This window comes from Neisseria sp. HMSC15G01, assembly GCF_001808255.1.
GTDB classification, from domain to species: domain Bacteria; phylum Pseudomonadota; class Gammaproteobacteria; order Burkholderiales; family Neisseriaceae; genus Neisseria; species Neisseria subflava_A.
The window spans coordinates 1-15886 of sequence record NZ_KV792652.1 but is presented as its reverse complement, the minus strand read 5'-3'; the positions used below and the strand labels follow the sequence as shown (position 1 = coordinate 15886).

14 protein-coding genes and 1 tRNA gene are annotated in these 15886 nt (G+C 47.7%); 7 read left to right on the top strand and 8 right to left on the bottom strand.

Translation table 11 applies throughout. The annotated features are described in order from the left end of the window. Positions 1-261: 261 nt before the first annotated feature. Positions 262-1179 (top strand): homoserine kinase, encoded by a 918-nt coding sequence (thrB, locus tag HMPREF3139_RS00080; RefSeq protein ID WP_070459257.1) that lies wholly within the window; start codon positions 262-264, stop codon positions 1177-1179. Positions 1180-1221: 42 nt separating this feature from the next. Here the strand turns inward: thrB and HMPREF3139_RS00075 are convergent, their stop codons facing one another. The 4 genes from HMPREF3139_RS00075 to HMPREF3139_RS00060 all read right to left on the bottom strand — a co-directional run bounded on the left by HMPREF3139_RS00075 (position 1222) and on the right by HMPREF3139_RS00060 (position 6213). Then, positions 1222-2748, bottom strand: a complete 1527-nt coding sequence (locus tag HMPREF3139_RS00075) for a DHA2 family efflux MFS transporter permease subunit (RefSeq protein WP_070459254.1) — start codon at positions 2746-2748, stop codon at positions 1222-1224. A 101-nt stretch (positions 2749-2849) separates the two neighbouring features. Beyond that, positions 2850-4040, bottom strand: coding sequence for an HlyD/EmrA/EmrK family protein (locus HMPREF3139_RS00070; RefSeq protein WP_070459251.1), 1191 nt, complete (start codon positions 4038-4040; stop codon positions 2850-2852). Positions 4041-4262: 222 nt separating this feature from the next. Then, on the bottom strand, positions 4263-5669 hold the full coding sequence (locus tag HMPREF3139_RS00065; protein WP_070459249.1) for an efflux transporter outer membrane subunit: 1407 nt from the start codon (positions 5667-5669) through the stop codon (positions 4263-4265). 49 nt (positions 5670-5718) lie between these two features. Next, positions 5719-6213, bottom strand: coding sequence for a MarR family transcriptional regulator (locus HMPREF3139_RS00060; RefSeq protein ID WP_004521040.1), 495 nt, complete (start codon positions 6211-6213; stop codon positions 5719-5721). Positions 6214-6509: 296 nt separating this feature from the next. Between HMPREF3139_RS00060 and HMPREF3139_RS00055 the strand changes: the two genes are divergently transcribed. Beyond that, positions 6510-7391: a prephenate dehydrogenase gene (locus tag HMPREF3139_RS00055; RefSeq protein WP_070459246.1), complete on the top strand. Its 882-nt coding sequence runs from the start codon at positions 6510-6512 to the stop codon at positions 7389-7391. 111 nt (positions 7392-7502) lie between these two features. Here the strand turns inward: HMPREF3139_RS00055 and hisD are convergent, their stop codons facing one another. The 4 genes from hisD to HMPREF3139_RS00035 all read right to left on the bottom strand — a co-directional run bounded on the left by hisD (position 7503) and on the right by HMPREF3139_RS00035 (position 11039). Next, on the bottom strand, positions 7503-8795 hold the full coding sequence (gene hisD, locus HMPREF3139_RS00050) for a histidinol dehydrogenase (protein ID WP_070459243.1): 1293 nt from the start codon (positions 8793-8795) through the stop codon (positions 7503-7505). Between the two features lie 71 nt (positions 8796-8866). After that, on the bottom strand, positions 8867-9592 hold the full coding sequence (gene nfsA, locus HMPREF3139_RS00045) for an oxygen-insensitive NADPH nitroreductase (RefSeq protein ID WP_070459240.1): 726 nt from the start codon (positions 9590-9592) through the stop codon (positions 8867-8869). Positions 9593-9640: 48 nt separating this feature from the next. Further along, entirely contained in the window at positions 9641-10294 is a 654-nt protein-coding gene (gene hisG, locus HMPREF3139_RS00040) for an ATP phosphoribosyltransferase (protein ID WP_070459238.1), read from the bottom strand. Positions 10295-10376: 82 nt separating this feature from the next. Beyond that, positions 10377-11039, bottom strand: coding sequence for an SCO family protein (locus HMPREF3139_RS00035; protein ID WP_070459235.1), 663 nt, complete (start codon positions 11037-11039; stop codon positions 10377-10379). Positions 11040-11322: 283 nt separating this feature from the next. Here HMPREF3139_RS00035 and HMPREF3139_RS00030 point away from each other — a divergent pair. The 5 genes from HMPREF3139_RS00030 to ilvC all read left to right on the top strand — a co-directional run bounded on the left by HMPREF3139_RS00030 (position 11323) and on the right by ilvC (position 15470). After that, positions 11323-11407 (top strand) — tRNA-Leu (locus HMPREF3139_RS00030). A 398-nt stretch (positions 11408-11805) separates the two neighbouring features. After that, positions 11806-13533, top strand: coding sequence for a biosynthetic-type acetolactate synthase large subunit (gene ilvB, locus HMPREF3139_RS00025; protein WP_070459232.1), 1728 nt, complete (start codon positions 11806-11808; stop codon positions 13531-13533). Between the two features lie 10 nt (positions 13534-13543). Further along, positions 13544-14035, top strand: a complete 492-nt coding sequence (ilvN, locus tag HMPREF3139_RS00020) for an acetolactate synthase small subunit (RefSeq protein ID WP_003685820.1) — start codon at positions 13544-13546, stop codon at positions 14033-14035. Positions 14036-14101: 66 nt separating this feature from the next. Beyond that, entirely contained in the window at positions 14102-14395 is a 294-nt protein-coding gene (locus tag HMPREF3139_RS00015) for a putative quinol monooxygenase (RefSeq protein WP_070459229.1), read from the top strand. Between the two features lie 61 nt (positions 14396-14456). Continuing rightward, positions 14457-15470, top strand: a complete 1014-nt coding sequence (gene ilvC / locus HMPREF3139_RS00010) for a ketol-acid reductoisomerase (RefSeq protein WP_070459226.1) — start codon at positions 14457-14459, stop codon at positions 15468-15470. The last annotated feature ends 416 nt before the right edge of the window (positions 15471-15886 follow it).

The following is a 15886-nucleotide window of genomic DNA, read 5'->3' as shown; positions in this document are numbered from 1 at the left end:
ACAAAACCAGTCAACACCTTTCGCAAAATTATTTTCAGAAATTTAACCACCACCCTGTTTTAACAGGGTTTTTTATTTTATAAAAAACTCCAACAACCTTCCTACACAATCCATACATACAAAAAAACACAAAACAAAGGCCGTCTGAATTGCTCTTTCAGACGGCCTTTTGAATTTGACCCTCGCTTTAATTTATATTATTAGCGCTTGTTTTTTGGTATGATGCTTCCTTGATTCTTTTATATCAGCCTCGAGTTTGCTATGTCTGTCTATACAAGTGTTTCCGACACTCAAATGCGTGACTTCCTTCTGCAATATGATTTGGGAGATTTTGTTTCTTTGCAGGGGATTGCTCAAGGAATTACTAACAGTAATTATTTTTTGACTACTTCAACCGGTCGTTATGTATTGACTGTTTTTGAGGTTTTGAAATCAGAAGAACTGCCTTTCTTTCTAGAACTAAACCAGCATTTGAGTCTGAATGGTGTTGCCTGCGCTGCTCCGATTGCTCGCAAAGATGGCAGACTGCATTCTATTTTGGCCGGAAAACCGGCTTGTTTGGTTACTTGTTTGAATGGCTCGGATACCGGCTGGCCAACTGAGGCTCAATGCTTCCATACCGGTGCTATGCTGGCCAAAATGCATTTAGCCGGTCAAGACTTTCCTTTAAAAATGAAAAACCCTCGTTATGATGACTGGTGGCGCGATGCCTGCACTCAGTTGCTGCCTGTTTTAGATTCTAAAGATGCCGCACTGCTTCAATCTGAAATTGCCGCTTTAGATGAAAATCTGGGAGAGCATTTGCCTTCTGGTATTATCCATGCCGATTTATTTAAGGACAACGTATTGCTTAATGGAGATGAAGTTTCCGGCTTTATCGACTTCTATTATGCGTGTAACGGTAATTTCATGTACGACCTGGCAATTGCAGTTAACGATTGGGCACGAACAGCTGATAACAAGTTAGACCCTGTCCTTTATGATGCCTTTATCCACGGCTATGAAAGCGTACGTCCATTATCTGATGAAGAACGCGCGTATTTCCCTACTGCACAAAGAGCAGGATGTATTCGTTTTTGGGTATCACGCCTACTTGATTTCCATTTTCCTCAATCAGGAGAAATGACGTTTATTAAAGATCCAAATGCATTTAGGGATCTGCTCTTGACTCTTAAATAATATATAGATAAAAGGCCGTCTGAAATTCAGACGGCCTTTTATCTAATGCCCTCCCCCGCCGGAACCGCTAAACGGAGGTCTCGCCAGCCAAATAATGGGAATCATACTGATGAATATGATACTGCCTGCCAAGAAGATTTCATTTGAGCCAATAATAAAGCCTTGTTGGGAAATAGTACTATTTATCGCAGCCAGGGCTTGCTCTTTGCTCAGGCCATTGGCCATCATGCCTTGAATAGATTGGTTGCTGATTGAGGACAATGAATTAATATGTTCGGTCAGCTGAGTATGGTGCAGAGCTTCGCGCCGTTCCCACATGGTGCTGACAACGGACACACCGACACCGCCCATAAAGACTCGCAAGAAATTAGACAAGCTACTGGCCGAGGCAATTTGGTTGCCCTTCATATGCGATAAGGTGATACTGGTCAGGGGCAGGAAGAACATGGCTACGCCTAAACCCTGCCAAAACTGTGGCCAAACGACGTTGCTCATATCCATGCCGGCATAGAAGTCGGTTCGCCAATGGAATGTATAGGCAAACACCAAGAAGCTAGCGCTGACAAACAGGCGCATATCGACGCGATTGCCAAACTTACCAATAATCGGCGACAGAATAATCGGCAGAAAACCTACCGGTGCAGCAGCCAAACCAGCCCAAGTAGCGGTATAGTCGAGATTTGATTGCAACACCAAAGGCAGCAAGGTCAATGTACCCATATACACCATAAAGCCCAAGGATGTCGCAACAACGCCTATCGTAAAGTTTCTATTTCTAAACAATGACAAATCGACAATCGGGTATTTCTCGCCCAGCTCCCAAACAATAAAATAGGTCAGGAACACCAAAGCGGTAACGCCCAAAACGATAATCTCTCCCGAGGCAAACCAGTCCAATTCCTTACCTCTATCAAGCATCATTTGCAATGCGCCGACACCGACAATCATCAACACCAGCCCGACATAATCGATTGGCGCCCTGACGATTTCAGTTTCCCTGTGTCGAAGCTGCTTCCAAGCAATAGTTGCAGACAAAATCCCGATCGGGATATTGATAAAGAAAATCCATCCCCAATGCCAATTGTCTGAAATCCAACCGCCTAAAATCGGCCCCAACACAGGGGCAACAACGACGGTCATCGCCCATAAGGCCAGCGCCAATGTTCGTTTTTCAGGCGGATAAGAAGCCATCAACAGGCTTTGGGACAAGGGAATCAATGGCCCGGCGATGAAGCCTTGCAATACACGGAAAAAAACCAAGGCTTGAAGATTATGTGCAATGCCACACAGCCATGACGTTACGACAAACCCGATCACAGCGGCGATAAAGATTTTGACCTCGCCGAACCGCTTGGCCAAAAAACCTGTCAAGGGAACAGAGATGGCATTGGCTACGGCAAATGAGGTAATCACCCAAGTTCCCTGCGTGGTAGCCGCACCCAAATCCCCTGCAATAACAGGCACGGCGACGTTGGCGATGGTGCTGTCCAAGACTTCCATAAATACGGCCAAGCTGAGCGCCAAAGTTGCCAACACCAGCTTAAACCCTTGTAAAGGCGGATAATTCATATTTATAAACTATAAGACAACCGCCAAAGCGGTCGATTGAAGAGAATCAATATTTCAGACGGCCTGAGCCTTCAATAAAAGACTCAGGCCGTCTGAAAAGATTATTTTGCGTATTGCTCGAAGATTTTATCGACTAAAGCATCGGCGGCTTTCCAATCCACACTTTTCGTTTCCGGCAAGGCAGTATTTCGTTCCGCTTCGGCAGTCATGGCTTTACCGCTGCCCTTCTCGGCAATATCGACTTTAACAGTCATCGACAAACCGACACGGAGCGGATTTTGTTGCAATTCTTTAGCATCCAAACTGATACGCACCGGTACACGTTGCACAACTTTAATCCAGTTGCCCGTTGCGTTTTGTGCCGGCAGTAATGAGAACGCACTGCCCGTACCGGCCGACAAGCCCATTACCTTGCCATGGTAAACCACTTTACTGCCGTACAAATCGGCTGTCATTTCAACAGGCTGGCCGATTTTCATTTTGCGCAGTTGCGATTCTTTAAAGTTGGCATCCACCCACAATTCAGACAGAGGCACAACAGCCATCATCGGCGTACCTTGCACGATACGTTGGCCGACTTGGACATTGCGTTTGGCAATTTGGCCGCTAATCGGCGAACGGATTTGCGTACGTTGCAAATTCAACCAAGCGTCTTTGATGTGGCTGATGGCCGTCTGAACTGCCGGTTGTTGGCGCAGAGGAATATTACTGCCCAACGCTGCCTGAGCAGAAACTTCTTCCGCCTCAACCGCTTTCAATGCAGCCTGAGCCTGAACCACAGCGGCACGGGCATGGCTGAGTTCTTCTCCGGAAACCGCTTCCGTACCCGCCAAAGATTCGCGGCGGCGCAAATCGGCTTGCGCACGGGCCAAATCGGCTTTGCGTAACAACACTTGCGCTTTGGCTTTTGAATTGACCGCAGTTTGCTGTTTGTTTTGACGGATGGCCTGAATCAATTCATTTTGCGCGCGATCGTATGCCAGCTGAAAATCGCTGTCGTCCAAAGCCACCAAAACATCGCCTTTTTTCACGACATCCGTATCGTCATACATGACTTTGCGCACCGTGCCGTTCACCTGCGGCGTAATCATCACCAAATGACCGGCCACATAAGCATCTTCCGTTTCTTCTTCATGCTGCCAAAACAGGAAATACGCCAAAGCAACTCCTGCTGCCGCAATAAGGAATAGAAGCGTAACGATAACCAAATTGCGTTTGCGATGCGTTTTAGCGCCGGAAGCGACTACTTCCGGTTCTTTTTGGACATTATTTTTTTCCGATTGAGTATCCATAAGTCCTAACTTTAATTCTGCACATGTGATAACGATATTATTGTTTGCTGGGCGCTGACTTATACTATCAGTCCCCAATACGCGTGTTTAACGCGCTAAAGGGTCATATTTTATAGTTACACTCTATTCATTACAATAATTTCTTCCGGTAGCAAATGTAAATAAGGTAAGCAAAAGGCCGTCTGAAATTACTTTCAGACGGCCTACGTTTTAATAAAACGTTTATTTCTTATTTAATTTAAAGCCACCGCCCAACTGGGCATTGAGGTTACTCCAAGCTGTCAGATATTCTGCATGGTATTGAACCGCCGACATTTTCGTACGCGCAGCTTCGTCTTGTTTTTGCAAAGCGGTCAAGCCGTTATCCAAACCTGCACGAACACGTCCTTTCGCATTTTGCACAGATTTATCGGCAATATTGACCATCTTGTTCCAAGTATCTTGTCGGCTTTTCAGGCTTTGATAGTCCACTACGGCATCTGCCGCCGAACGCATGGCGTTCAAAACAGTTTGGTCATACACGGCAACCTGCTCGTTATATTGAGCGCGTTTGCCCGCCAATTTGGACTGCAGCGCGCCGGACGTAAACAATGGCAGATTCAAAGCCGGAACAATGCCCAACATACCGGAAGTCCGTCCGCGAATCAGATTGAACGCATCAATGTGCGTCATACCTGCCAAAACTTTTAATTCGATATTCGGGTAAAACTCTGCTTCGGTCGATTTGACGATATGCCATTTCTCTTCAAGCAAGGCTTTTTGTGCCGCGATATCGGGACGGGCCGCCAACAAGTCCGCTTCAATACGACTAACCGGCAATGACGGCACAGCCGCCATTTTTTCCGGAACTTGTCCATTTAATGCACCCGGCACTCGGCCGGTCAATACAGCCAGACTGTTGCGGATTTTCTCATTTTTCTGAGTCCATGCCGATTTTTCAAGCTGTAATTGCTGTTGCGCCATTTCCAGAGCGTGCAAGGCATCGGCAGGAGCCAGCTGCGCTTTAACGCGTTGTTGCATCAGTTTCAATGCTTTATCCGCCAGCTCTATACGCGTATCCAACAAAGCCAATTGTTCTGTCGCCATCTGCCACGCAAAATATTGGGCGGCAACGGCGTGAGCCAACTCGGTGCGGATATGATGAGCTTCATACACCGCAGCCCTGCTTTTTCCTAAAACAGCTTGAATCTGCTCTCGGTTTTTACCCCAAAAGTCGAAAACCAAACTGCCTTGTAAGGCTGCGTGCGCCAAAACCAATGTATGGTCGGTATCGACCATACCGGCTTGAGGTTTGGGTGAAACATAAGCACCCAGACCTGTAACGCCCAAGCCGACTTGCGGTTTGTTTGCAGCTCCCACAACGCCCAGCTGCGCCTGAGCCTGCTCAAACCTTGCCTTGACGACACGCAGATTGGTAGACGTCTGAATGGCGGAAGCAATCAAATTGTTTAATTTTTTATCTTTCAGCTTCATCCACCAGCCGTCTTGGGCAGTAGCGGCAGATTGGCCTTGCGGCAGCGGATAGGCTGTTGTCTCATCCAAAGGCGACTGTTTGCCGAACGGTGCACATGCCGCCAACAGCGAAACAGCGGCAACGCACACGCTTGATTTGACCAAACCTAATTTCATACAGACTCCGTTTATGTGTGTCTGCCGCAGACCTTCAGGCCGTCTGTTGTTAATTGCCCAAACGGTTCAACAGTTTACCCAACAGGTGTTGCAGCGTATCGTAATCCTCTTTCGTGAAATCTTCCCACGCCTGGCCGCTCTGACGGGCAATTTGCGGCCATACTTCGTGGATGAAGGTCTCACCCGAAGGGGTTAATTTTAGCACAATCTGACGACGGTCTTTCTGATTGATATAACGCTCTACCCAGCCGCGCTCAACCATATCGTCCGACAGGCGTGTTGCACTGGTGCGCGTCAAGTCCATCAGGTCGCTCAAGCGCGAAGGCAGGATTTCGCTGTTTGGGCTGACGTAAACCGCCATCAGGGAAAACCACAGGTTTTCATTGATGCCGAACGCTTTCAGGTTTTCGTTCAAATGGCTGCTCAAACGTTCGGTTACGATGCGCAACATGCGGGATACTTGGTTTTGCTGCTCTGGAAACTGCGGCAGACGGGTAGAAAGCAAACGCATTGCGTTGACTAATTCGGTTTGTGAAAAACTCATAAATTCCTTCTTTCTGAGTGAATTATTTTATTCGATATCAATCAAAATAAAATATGATGTAATAATTTACTTTAAGATACCAATTACTTACTTTAAGACGTTATACTAATTCAGATGATTATTTTAGTGTATGAAAATCTGATAATCGGTTACATGCTCCTACTAAACGGAGTTTTCTATGCCTAAATCATGAAAATTCGACCATAAAAAAGGCCGTCTGAAACCTTGATGACAACTTTCAGACGGCCTCGATGACAGATTAAAATAAGCTTTTCCACTTGTACCGGATCCAAACCATGAACACTTCCGCCTTTTTCCCCCACATTACCCTTATCGGTGTCGGTTTAATCGGCGGCTCGTTCATGCTCGACCTTAAACGCTTGGGACTGGTGCAAACCGTTACCGGTATCGACACCAATGCCGACAACCTCAATTACGCACTCGAATGCGGCATCATCGATCATGCCTATCCGAATATTTGCGCCGAAAGCATTAGCAATGCCGATTTGGTTTTAATCGCCACGCCTGTCTCCGTCCTGCCTGACGTATGCCGCGACATCAAGCCCTTCTTAAAAGACACTGCCTGCGTTTCCGATGTCGGCAGCACCAAACAATCGGCACTCAATGCCTTCCGCACCCACTTATCCGATCGCCTGCCGCAATGTTTTGCTGCACACCCGATTGCCGGCTCGGATCAAAGCGGGGCAAAATCCGCGCGTTGCGGTTTGTTTCAAAACAGCCGCCTGATTATTACGCTACACGGCCAAGAGGCTTCAGATGGCCTGAGACGGCTGAAAAGCCTGTGGCAGGCGGTTGGTTCGCAAATTTCGACCATGAGTGCCGAAGAACACGACAATATTTTTGCCGCTGTTTCCCACTTGCCGCACTTGACCGCCTTTGCCTATGTCCACGCTTTGGTTGACCATCCGCACGGCAAAGACTACCTCCCCTATGCCGCTACCGGCTTTCGCGACTTTACCCGCATCGCTTCCAGCCATCCTGCCGTTTGGACAGACATCTGCATGGCCAACCGCCCTGCCCTGCTCAAACTAACCAGCGATTTGAAAGAACAATTATCCAAATTGGAACGACTCCTTTCAGACGGCAACAAAACCGAGCTTTACTGCTATTTTGAAGAAGCCGCACAAATGCGTAATGACTGGCTGAAAAACCGTTAAACCTGTTTTCAGACGGCCTGATACCTTCTCAGCTAAAATCTTCATCACAATAAAAAGGGCATCTGTTTAGATGCCTTTTTTGATTTCTTACGACTTTAACCAACGTTTCACTCAGTCTTTCAAACGAAACTCAGCTGCTCTGGCGTGCGCGGTCAAGCTTTCGCCATGCGCCAACACGCTGGCGGTTTTACCCAACTTCTGCGCACCTTGTTCTGAAACCTGAATCAGACTGGAGCGTTTTTGGAAATCATATGTTCCCAAAGGAGAAGAGAAACGCGCTGTGCGGCTGGTCGGCAAAACGTGATTAGGGCCTGCGCAATAGTCGCCAAGGCTTTCACTGGTATAGCGTCCCATGAAAATAGCGCCGGCGTGGCGGATTTTTTTCACCCACTCTTGCGGATTCTCAACCGACAATTCCAAGTGTTCGGGAGAAATATAGTTGGCGATTTCGCAGGCTTCGTCCAAGTCTTTAGCTAAAATCATTGCACCGCGGTTGCCCAATGAAGCCTCAATAATCGCACGGCGAGGCATGGTTTCAATCAAGCGGTTCATGGCCGCCTGAACTTCGTCCAAATACGCTTGAGAAGTACCGATCAAAATCGCCTGTGCAATTTCATCGTGTTCCGCCTGGCTGAACAAATCCATGGCCACCCAATCGGCAGGCGTCGTGCCATCGGCAATCACCAAGATTTCAGACGGCCCTGCCACCATATCGATACCGACCACGCCGAACACGCGTCGTTTGGCCGCAGCGACAAAAGCATTACCCGGGCCGGTAATCTTATCGACTTGAGGCACAGATTCCGTACCATAAGCCAAAGCCGCAACCGCCTGCGCGCCGCCAACCGTAAACACTTTGGTTACACCGGCCACAAAAGCAGCCGCCAACACGATATCGTTGCGCTCGCCTTTCGGAGTGGGAACGACCATGATGATTTCTTTCACGCCGGCAACGTGGGCAGGCATGGCGTTCATGATGACGGAACTCGGATAAGCGGCTTTACCGCCCGGAACATAAATACCGACACGGTCAAGCGGCGTAATCTGTTGACCCAAAAGCGTGCCGTCTTCGTCTTCGTAAGTCCACGACTCCATTTTTTGGTGTTTATGGTAGCTTTCCACCCGTCGCGCGGCCGTTTTCAAGGCCGTCTGAATGTTTTCGGGCAAACGCTCAAACGCAGACTGCAAATCGTCTTGCGTCAGAATTAAATCGTCGATGGTTTGTGCGGATGTACCGTCAAAGCGGTTGGTATATTCAATCAGCGCCGCATCGCCGCGTTTTTGAACATCGGCACAGATGTCGGCAACAATACGGTCGATTTCAGGGTTTTGCGCGGTTTCAAAAGCGAGTAACGCTTTGAGTTCGGCTTGAAAATCAGGGGATTGGGTGTCGAGTTTCTTCATGGTTTGCTCTCTTCCTTGTTTCGTTCCTATTGTTTTCAGACGGCCTCATTCACTCAAAGGCCGTCTGAATATTATCTTTTCAAAAAACCTTTTTCCTGCAAAAACGCCAACATATGCGGCCGCACAGGATTGCCCAAAGTTTTGGCCAGCGATTCCTTCCAAGGTATCGGACTACCCTTGCGTAACTCATAATAATCCGCTACTGCCTGATTATAGGCCTCAACCGCCTCGGCATTCAGGTTTGGGCAAGCGTTTTCGGCATAGACCATTTCCTTAGGTAGGCGCGGTTTGAGCGGCGGGTCTTGGTCGGGATAACCGAGGCACAATCCCACCAAAGGCACGCAATAATCCGGCAGGTTCAACACATCCGACACTTTTTTCGCATTATTGCGCAACGCGCCGATATACACGCCGCCCAACCCAAGCGATTCGGCGGCAAGCAATACGTTTTGCGCCATAATGCCTGCATCGACCGCACCAATCAGGGTGACTTCCGCCCAATCAATTTGCGCATCGGGAAACATCGCCTTGTGTTTGGAAAAATCAATGCAAAACAGTAAAAATTCCGCACAATGGACAATATAAGGCGCGCTTCCTGCCGCTTCATGTATCCCCTGCCTCAGCGCAAGGTCGGATACGCGGATGATGGAAACGCATTGCAGGTTGTTGGAAGTCGAAGCCTGCTGCCCCGCACGCACCAGCGTATCGAGGATTTCATCGGTAATCGGTTCGGAAGTAAACCTGCGGATGGAGCGATGGGAAAGAATCGTATCGAGTGTCGGTTTGCTTTGCATCATGACGGGGCTTTCAAACTGGGTTGGCAAACAGGTTTTACCAAAAACTTTTCAGACGGCCTTAGCGGCATTTTCAAATGCCTGAATAATCGGATTCAACAGCTCATATTTGGTTTTCAATGCCGCCTTGTTGACCACCAAGCGGCTGGAAATATCAGCCACATGCTCCACAGCTTCCAAACCATTGGCCTTCAACGTATTGCCGCTGGAAACCAAATCGACAATCGCGTCGCTCAAACCGACCAAAGGCGCAAGCTCCATCGAGCCGTACAGTTTGATGATGTCCACATGCACACCCTTGCCGGCAAAATGTTCGGCGGCGATGTCGGGATATTTGGTGGCAATCCGCAAGCGGCTGCCGGGTTTGGAAGCGGCGGCGTAATCAAAACCTTTTTTAACCGCAACCATCATGCGGCATGAGGCGATGTGTAAATCTAAGGGTTGATACAGGCCATCTCCGCCATGCTCGATCAGCACGTCCTTACCGGCAATACCGAAATCCGCTGCACCATATTGCACATAAGTCGGCACGTCGGTCGCGCGTACAATTACCAAACGGATATTGTCATGATTGGTACCAATAATCAGCTTGCGCGACTTTTCCGGCTCTTCCGCAGGCACAATACCGGCGGCGGCCAATAGCGGCAGTGTCTCCTCAAAAATCCGCCCTTTGGATAAAGCAATCGTTAAAAGTGTGTCGGTCATTTTTTTCTTTTCCTTTGCCGTATCAAAAGCAAGAAGGCCGTCTGAAATCCACAATCCATTTCAGACGGCCTTAACTACGGTTTTACAATAAAGTTTTCACATCAGCCGCAATCGTTTCCGGCTCGCTGCCATAAGGCGAGAAAATCGCCACTTCGCCGTTTTTATCAATCAAATATGCGCCTGAAGAGTGGTCAACCAAATAGTTTTCACTGTCTTCTTTTTGGTTTACTTTAGCCGATACCACACGGTATTGCTGTTTGATAACAGGCAGGCTTTGATCGCCGGTAGCCGTCAGGCCGATAAAATCAGGGTTGAACTGTTTGGCGTATTTGCCGATTACTTCAGGCGTATCGCGCTCAGGGTCGATGCTGACAAATACTACTTTCACGTCTTTAGCCTGATCGCCCAATTGTTTCAACGTGTCGCTATAAGTCAGCAACTCGGTTGGGCATACGTCAGGACAGTGGGTATAGCCGAAAGACAGGATAACCACTTTGCCTTTCAAATCGCTCAGGCTGAAAGGTTTGCCGTCGCCATCGGTCAATGTAAAGTCGCCGCCAATGTCTTCTTTGCGCATATCGGTACCACGCGCTTGCACTTTGGGTGCAGACTCACCGGAAGCAGCAGGCGCAGCAGAAGTTGCAGGTGTCGAAGAAGCCTCTTTGGCCTCCTCTTTAGGCTGACAAGCAGCCAGAGCAGCCAACGCAAAAGCACTGAGTAAGAAAGTTCGTGTGACGGAAAGCATAAATTTTCTCCAAAACCGTTTCAAATAAGTAAGGCCAAACAACTGCCCGGCCGATATAAAAACAAAACATCTTCATATTAACGCGTTTAACACATTAAATGTAGCCCTTTTGCAGATAAATACTGCTTTTTTTGTTTTAAAAATCTGCCTCCCATTTAGATAACCATCAAACACAAAAAGTTTAATTCATTAAAAATCAAACAAATATAAAAATAATCCAATTTTTTTTCAATTACTGCTTTACAAGATTCGAGAACTCGCTATAATGACGACTTCTTCGCTAGCCCAGGTGGCGAAATTGGTAGACGCAGGGGACTCAAAATCCCCCGCCGCAAGGTGTGTCGGTTCGAGTCCGACCCTGGGCACCAAATTTAAAAAACCTCTTGATTCGGTCAAGAGGTTTTTTGCTATTCTTTGTTTGCAAAATTTGCAAAAACCTTCTCCTTACTCAAACTGTCAACAATCCACCCACATCAAGCTCAATAAAACCGTTTTTTTATTTCTTTAAAATCAAACGATAATCTATTTTCACTCCTTAAATGTTAAAAGATGAAAGATTTTGTCTTGCTTGTACAGTCGGATTGCGTTATCGTTTCTACTCTTTTTCACAAACTCTGTGTTTCTTTCCAATTGCTTGGATAGTCTGACTGTCATCGTATTCCCTCAGTGCGCGTACCCTAAATCGCTGCTTGGTGGAATTGCATTACAGGTGCTGTGGTGAGGCGGATTGTTCCTATTGGTTTGAGACCATATAAAAGAGGTCAATATGCAATTATCTGGCGCACAAATCATCGTGCAAAGTCTCAAAGCCGAAGGTGTCGAGTATGTATTCGGCTATCCGGGCGGTGCGGTTATCGAAATCTACGATGCCCTTTTCCAACTCAATAAATTCAAGCACACCCTGGTTCGCCACGAACAGGCAGCCGTACATGCGGCAGATGCCTATGCCCGTGTCAGCGGCAAAGTCGGCGTTGCCTTGGTGACTTCCGGCCCGGGCGTAACCAATGCCCTGACCGGTATCGCCACTGCTTACAGTGACTCTATTCCGTTAGTAGTCATCAGCGGCCAGGTGGGCAATTCCCTCATCGGGACAGACGCATTCCAAGAAGTGGATACAGTCGGCATTACTCGCCCTTGTGTCAAACACAACTTCTTGGTAACCAATATCGCTGAGTTGGCAGACACCATCAAAAAAGCTTTCCAAATCGCCGCAAGCGGCCGTCCGGGTCCCGTTGTTGTCGATGTTCCTAAAGATGTCACCCAAGCAATGGCTAAATTCAGCTATCCGCAAGAAGACATCTTCATCCGCTCTTACCAACCGGTTGTACAAGGCCACATCGGTCAAATCAAAAAAGCCGTACAAATGCTGGCTTCCGCCAAACGCCCTATTGTTTACTTCGGCGGCGGCGTGGTTTTGGGCAATGCCTCTGAGGAAATGACCAAATTCGTCCGCATGATCGGCGCTCCTTGTACCGGTACATTGATGGGCTTGGGTGCATACCCTTCCAGCAACCGCCAATTCTTGGGTATGCTGGGTATGCACGGCACTTACGAAGCCAACCTCGCCATGGAAAATGCAGACGTTGTACTGGCAATCGGTGCGCGCTTCGATGACCGCGTGATTTCCGTACCGTCCAAATTCTTTGAAAAAGCCAAAAAAATTATTCATATCGACGTTGACCCGTCCAGCATTGCCAAACGCGTCAAAGTGGATATCCCGATTGTCGGTGACGTGAAAAACGTATTGTCCGAAATGATTCAATTGTGGGGCAAGCAAGAATCTGCACCTGCTGCCGACTCATTGGATAAATGGTGGAGAAGCATTGAAGAATGGCGTTCTCGCAACTGCCTGTGGTTTGATAATGAAAGCGAAATCATCAAACCGCAATACGTCATTCAAAAACTGGCCGAAATCACCAATAATTCTGCCATCATTACTTCCGATGTCGGTCAACACCAAATGTTTACCGCTCAATATTACCCATTCGAGCGTCCGCGCCAATGGCTCAATTCCGGCGGTTTAGGCACAATGGGCGTCGGCTTGCCATATGCCATCGGTGCGAAACTGGCCGCTCCTGATCAAGATGTATTCTGCATCACCGGCGAAGGCTCGATTCAGATGAACATCCAAGAGCTGTCGACCTGCTTCCAATACCGAGTTCCGGTTAACGTCGTTACCCTGAACAACGGCTACCTCGGCATGGTCCGCCAATGGCAAGAACTTTATTACGGCAACCGTGAATCGGAAACCTATTTCGACTCATTGCCTGATTTTGTCAAACTGGCTGAAGCCTACGGCCATATCGGCATCCGTGTGGACAAGAAATCCGATGTAGAAGGCGCTTTACTGGAAGCATTAAACCAAAAAGACCGTCTGGTATTCCTCGATTTCTTGACCGACAAGAAACAAAACGTACTGCCTATGGTCGGCAACGGCAAAGGCTTGGACGAGATGGTTCTGCCGCCGCATATGCGCGAAACATTGTCAGCGTAAGGAGAGAAAAATGCGACATATCTTATCTATTCTGATGGAAAACGAATCAGGTGCGATGAGCCGTGTGGTAGGTTTGTTCTCCGCACGCGATTACAATATCGACTCCTTGGCTGTTGCGCCAACCGAAGACAAAACCTTGTCTCGCATGACCATCGTTACTCATGGCGACGAACACGTTATCGAGCAAATCACCAAACAACTCAACAAACTGATTGAAGTTATCAAAGTGGTTGACTTGAACGAAAGCCGTTTTGTCGAACGCGAACTGATGTTGGTAAAAGTCCGCGCCGTCGGCAAAGACCGCGACGAATTCCTACGATTGACCGAAATCTACCGCGGCAGTGTTATTGATGTAACAGACCGCAGCTACACCATCGAAATCACAGGTTCCACCGAAAAACTCGACTCTTTCCTCGAAACAGTCGGTCGCGCCCAAATTTTGGAAACCGTACGCACAGGCGCAGCCGGTATCGGTCGTGGCGAGCGTATTTTGAAAATTTAACGCTGTATCGTTCAGACGGCCTTTTACTTTCAACAAAGGCCGTCTGAAAAACAGTAGGAGACAAATATGTCAAGCATCCAAATCGTTGCATTAGTTACCGTCAAACCCGAATACACCGAGGCTCTGGCTGCCCAATTTAAAGAATTGGTCAAAGCCAGCCGTGCAGAAGAAGGCAACATCAGCTACGACCTGCACCAAGAAATCGGCAAACCCAACCGTTTCGTATTCGTAGAAAGCTGGAAATCCCAAGCAGCTATTGATGAGCACAATGCCAGCGAACATTTCCAAAACTTCGTCAAATTCATCGAAGGAAAAACCGAAGCATTGGAAATCGTCTTGATGAACCAAGTCCCTGCCTAATCCCCTATTACTTTTAACTCAACCCGGATTATCCGGAACCCTCTTACACTAAGGAAATAAAATGCAAGTTTATTACGATAAAGACGCTGACCTTTCTCTGATCAAAGGCAAAACCGTTGCCATCATCGGCTACGGTTCACAAGGTCACGCACACGCAGCAAACCTGAAAGATTCCGGCGTAAATGTCGTAATCGGTCTGCGCCAAGGCAGCTCTTGGAAAAAAGCCGAAGCAGCCGGCCACGACGTGCGCACCGTTGCTGAAGCAACTAAAGCAGCCGACGTTGTAATGATTCTGTTGCCTGACGAAAACCAACCTATCGTATACAAAAACGAAATCGATCCTAACTTGAAAGAAGGCGCAGTATTGGCGTTCGCTCACGGCTTCAACGTACACTACAACCAAATCGTACCTCGCGCCGACCTCGACGTTATCATGATCGCCCCTAAAGGCCCAGGCCACACCGTACGCAGCGAATTCCTGAAAGGCGGCGGCGTACCTTCCTTGATCGCCGTTTACCAAGATAAAAGCGGCAAAGCCAAAGACATCGCCCTGTCTTACGCAGCAGCCAACGGCGGCACTAAAGGCGGCGTAATCGAAACCAACTTCCGCGAAGAAACCGAAACCGACCTGTTTGGCGAACAAGCCGTATTGTGCGGTGGCGCAGTTGAATTGGTGAAATGCGGCTTTGAAACTTTGGTTGAAGCCGGTTACGCTCCAGAAATGGCCTACTTCGAATGTCTGCACGAGCTGAAACTGATCGTTGACCTGATGTACGAAGGCGGTATTGCCAACATGAACTACTCCATTTCCAACAATGCCGAATACGGTGAATACGTTACCGGCCCTGAAGTAGTGACTCCTGCAACCAAAGCTGCGATGAAAAAAGCGCTATACCGCATTCAAAGCGGCGAATATGCGAAAATGTTCATCCAAGAAGGCGCAACCAACTACGCCAGCATGACTGCCCGTCGCCGTCTGAACGCCGACCACCAAATTGAAAAAGTGGGTGCACAACTGCGTTCTATGATGCCTTGGATCGCTAAAAACAAACTGGTTGACCAAGACAAAAACTAATCTGTCTTTCAAGCAAATGAAACCTGCCTGATTACTCAGGCAGGTTTTTTTATAATTTTAAAACCCAATACACTATAAACCTCACTCAACAAGGCCGTCTGAAGACAATATAAACAACATTTACCCCCAACCTCTATAAACTGTCTTTCATGATTCTCCTAAAATTTCCTTTTAAAAAAACATATTACGAAATAAACGACTATTTTCTATACCTACTCTGTCTGCAAAAAACAACGTTTCCCAACAAAAATACGCCTAAAACAAGAGGAAAATTTGTTTTCTTAAGCCATAACCTTTATATTATGGTCATGGAATCGTTGAAACAGAACGATATCGTAATAAGAAGAACGAATGCTCGCTTCTTCACACTTAAAAAAGGAAAACAGCAATGAAAAAATCCCTGATTGCCCTGACTC

Coding starts and splice junctions, on each gene's coding strand:
- thrB (WP_070459257.1), top strand. CDS start 262: ATGTCTGTCTATACAAGTGTTTCCGACACTCAAATGCGTGACTTCCTT.
- HMPREF3139_RS00075 (WP_070459254.1), bottom strand. CDS start 2,748: ATGAATTATCCGCCTTTACAAGGGTTTAAGCTGGTGTTGGCAACTTTG.
- HMPREF3139_RS00070 (WP_070459251.1), bottom strand. CDS start 4,040: ATGGATACTCAATCGGAAAAAAATAATGTCCAAAAAGAACCGGAAGTA.
- HMPREF3139_RS00065 (WP_070459249.1), bottom strand. CDS start 5,669: ATGAAATTAGGTTTGGTCAAATCAAGCGTGTGCGTTGCCGCTGTTTCG.
- HMPREF3139_RS00060 (WP_004521040.1), bottom strand. CDS start 6,213: ATGAGTTTTTCACAAACCGAATTAGTCAACGCAATGCGTTTGCTTTCT.
- HMPREF3139_RS00055 (WP_070459246.1), top strand. CDS start 6,510: ATGAACACTTCCGCCTTTTTCCCCCACATTACCCTTATCGGTGTCGGT.
- hisD (WP_070459243.1), bottom strand. CDS start 8,795: ATGAAGAAACTCGACACCCAATCCCCTGATTTTCAAGCCGAACTCAAA.
- nfsA (WP_070459240.1), bottom strand. CDS start 9,592: ATGATGCAAAGCAAACCGACACTCGATACGATTCTTTCCCATCGCTCC.
- hisG (WP_070459238.1), bottom strand. CDS start 10,294: ATGACCGACACACTTTTAACGATTGCTTTATCCAAAGGGCGGATTTTT.
- HMPREF3139_RS00035 (WP_070459235.1), bottom strand. CDS start 11,039: ATGCTTTCCGTCACACGAACTTTCTTACTCAGTGCTTTTGCGTTGGCT.
- ilvB (WP_070459232.1), top strand. CDS start 11,806: ATGCAATTATCTGGCGCACAAATCATCGTGCAAAGTCTCAAAGCCGAA.
- ilvN (WP_003685820.1), top strand. CDS start 13,544: ATGCGACATATCTTATCTATTCTGATGGAAAACGAATCAGGTGCGATG.
- HMPREF3139_RS00015 (WP_070459229.1), top strand. CDS start 14,102: ATGTCAAGCATCCAAATCGTTGCATTAGTTACCGTCAAACCCGAATAC.
- ilvC (WP_070459226.1), top strand. CDS start 14,457: ATGCAAGTTTATTACGATAAAGACGCTGACCTTTCTCTGATCAAAGGC.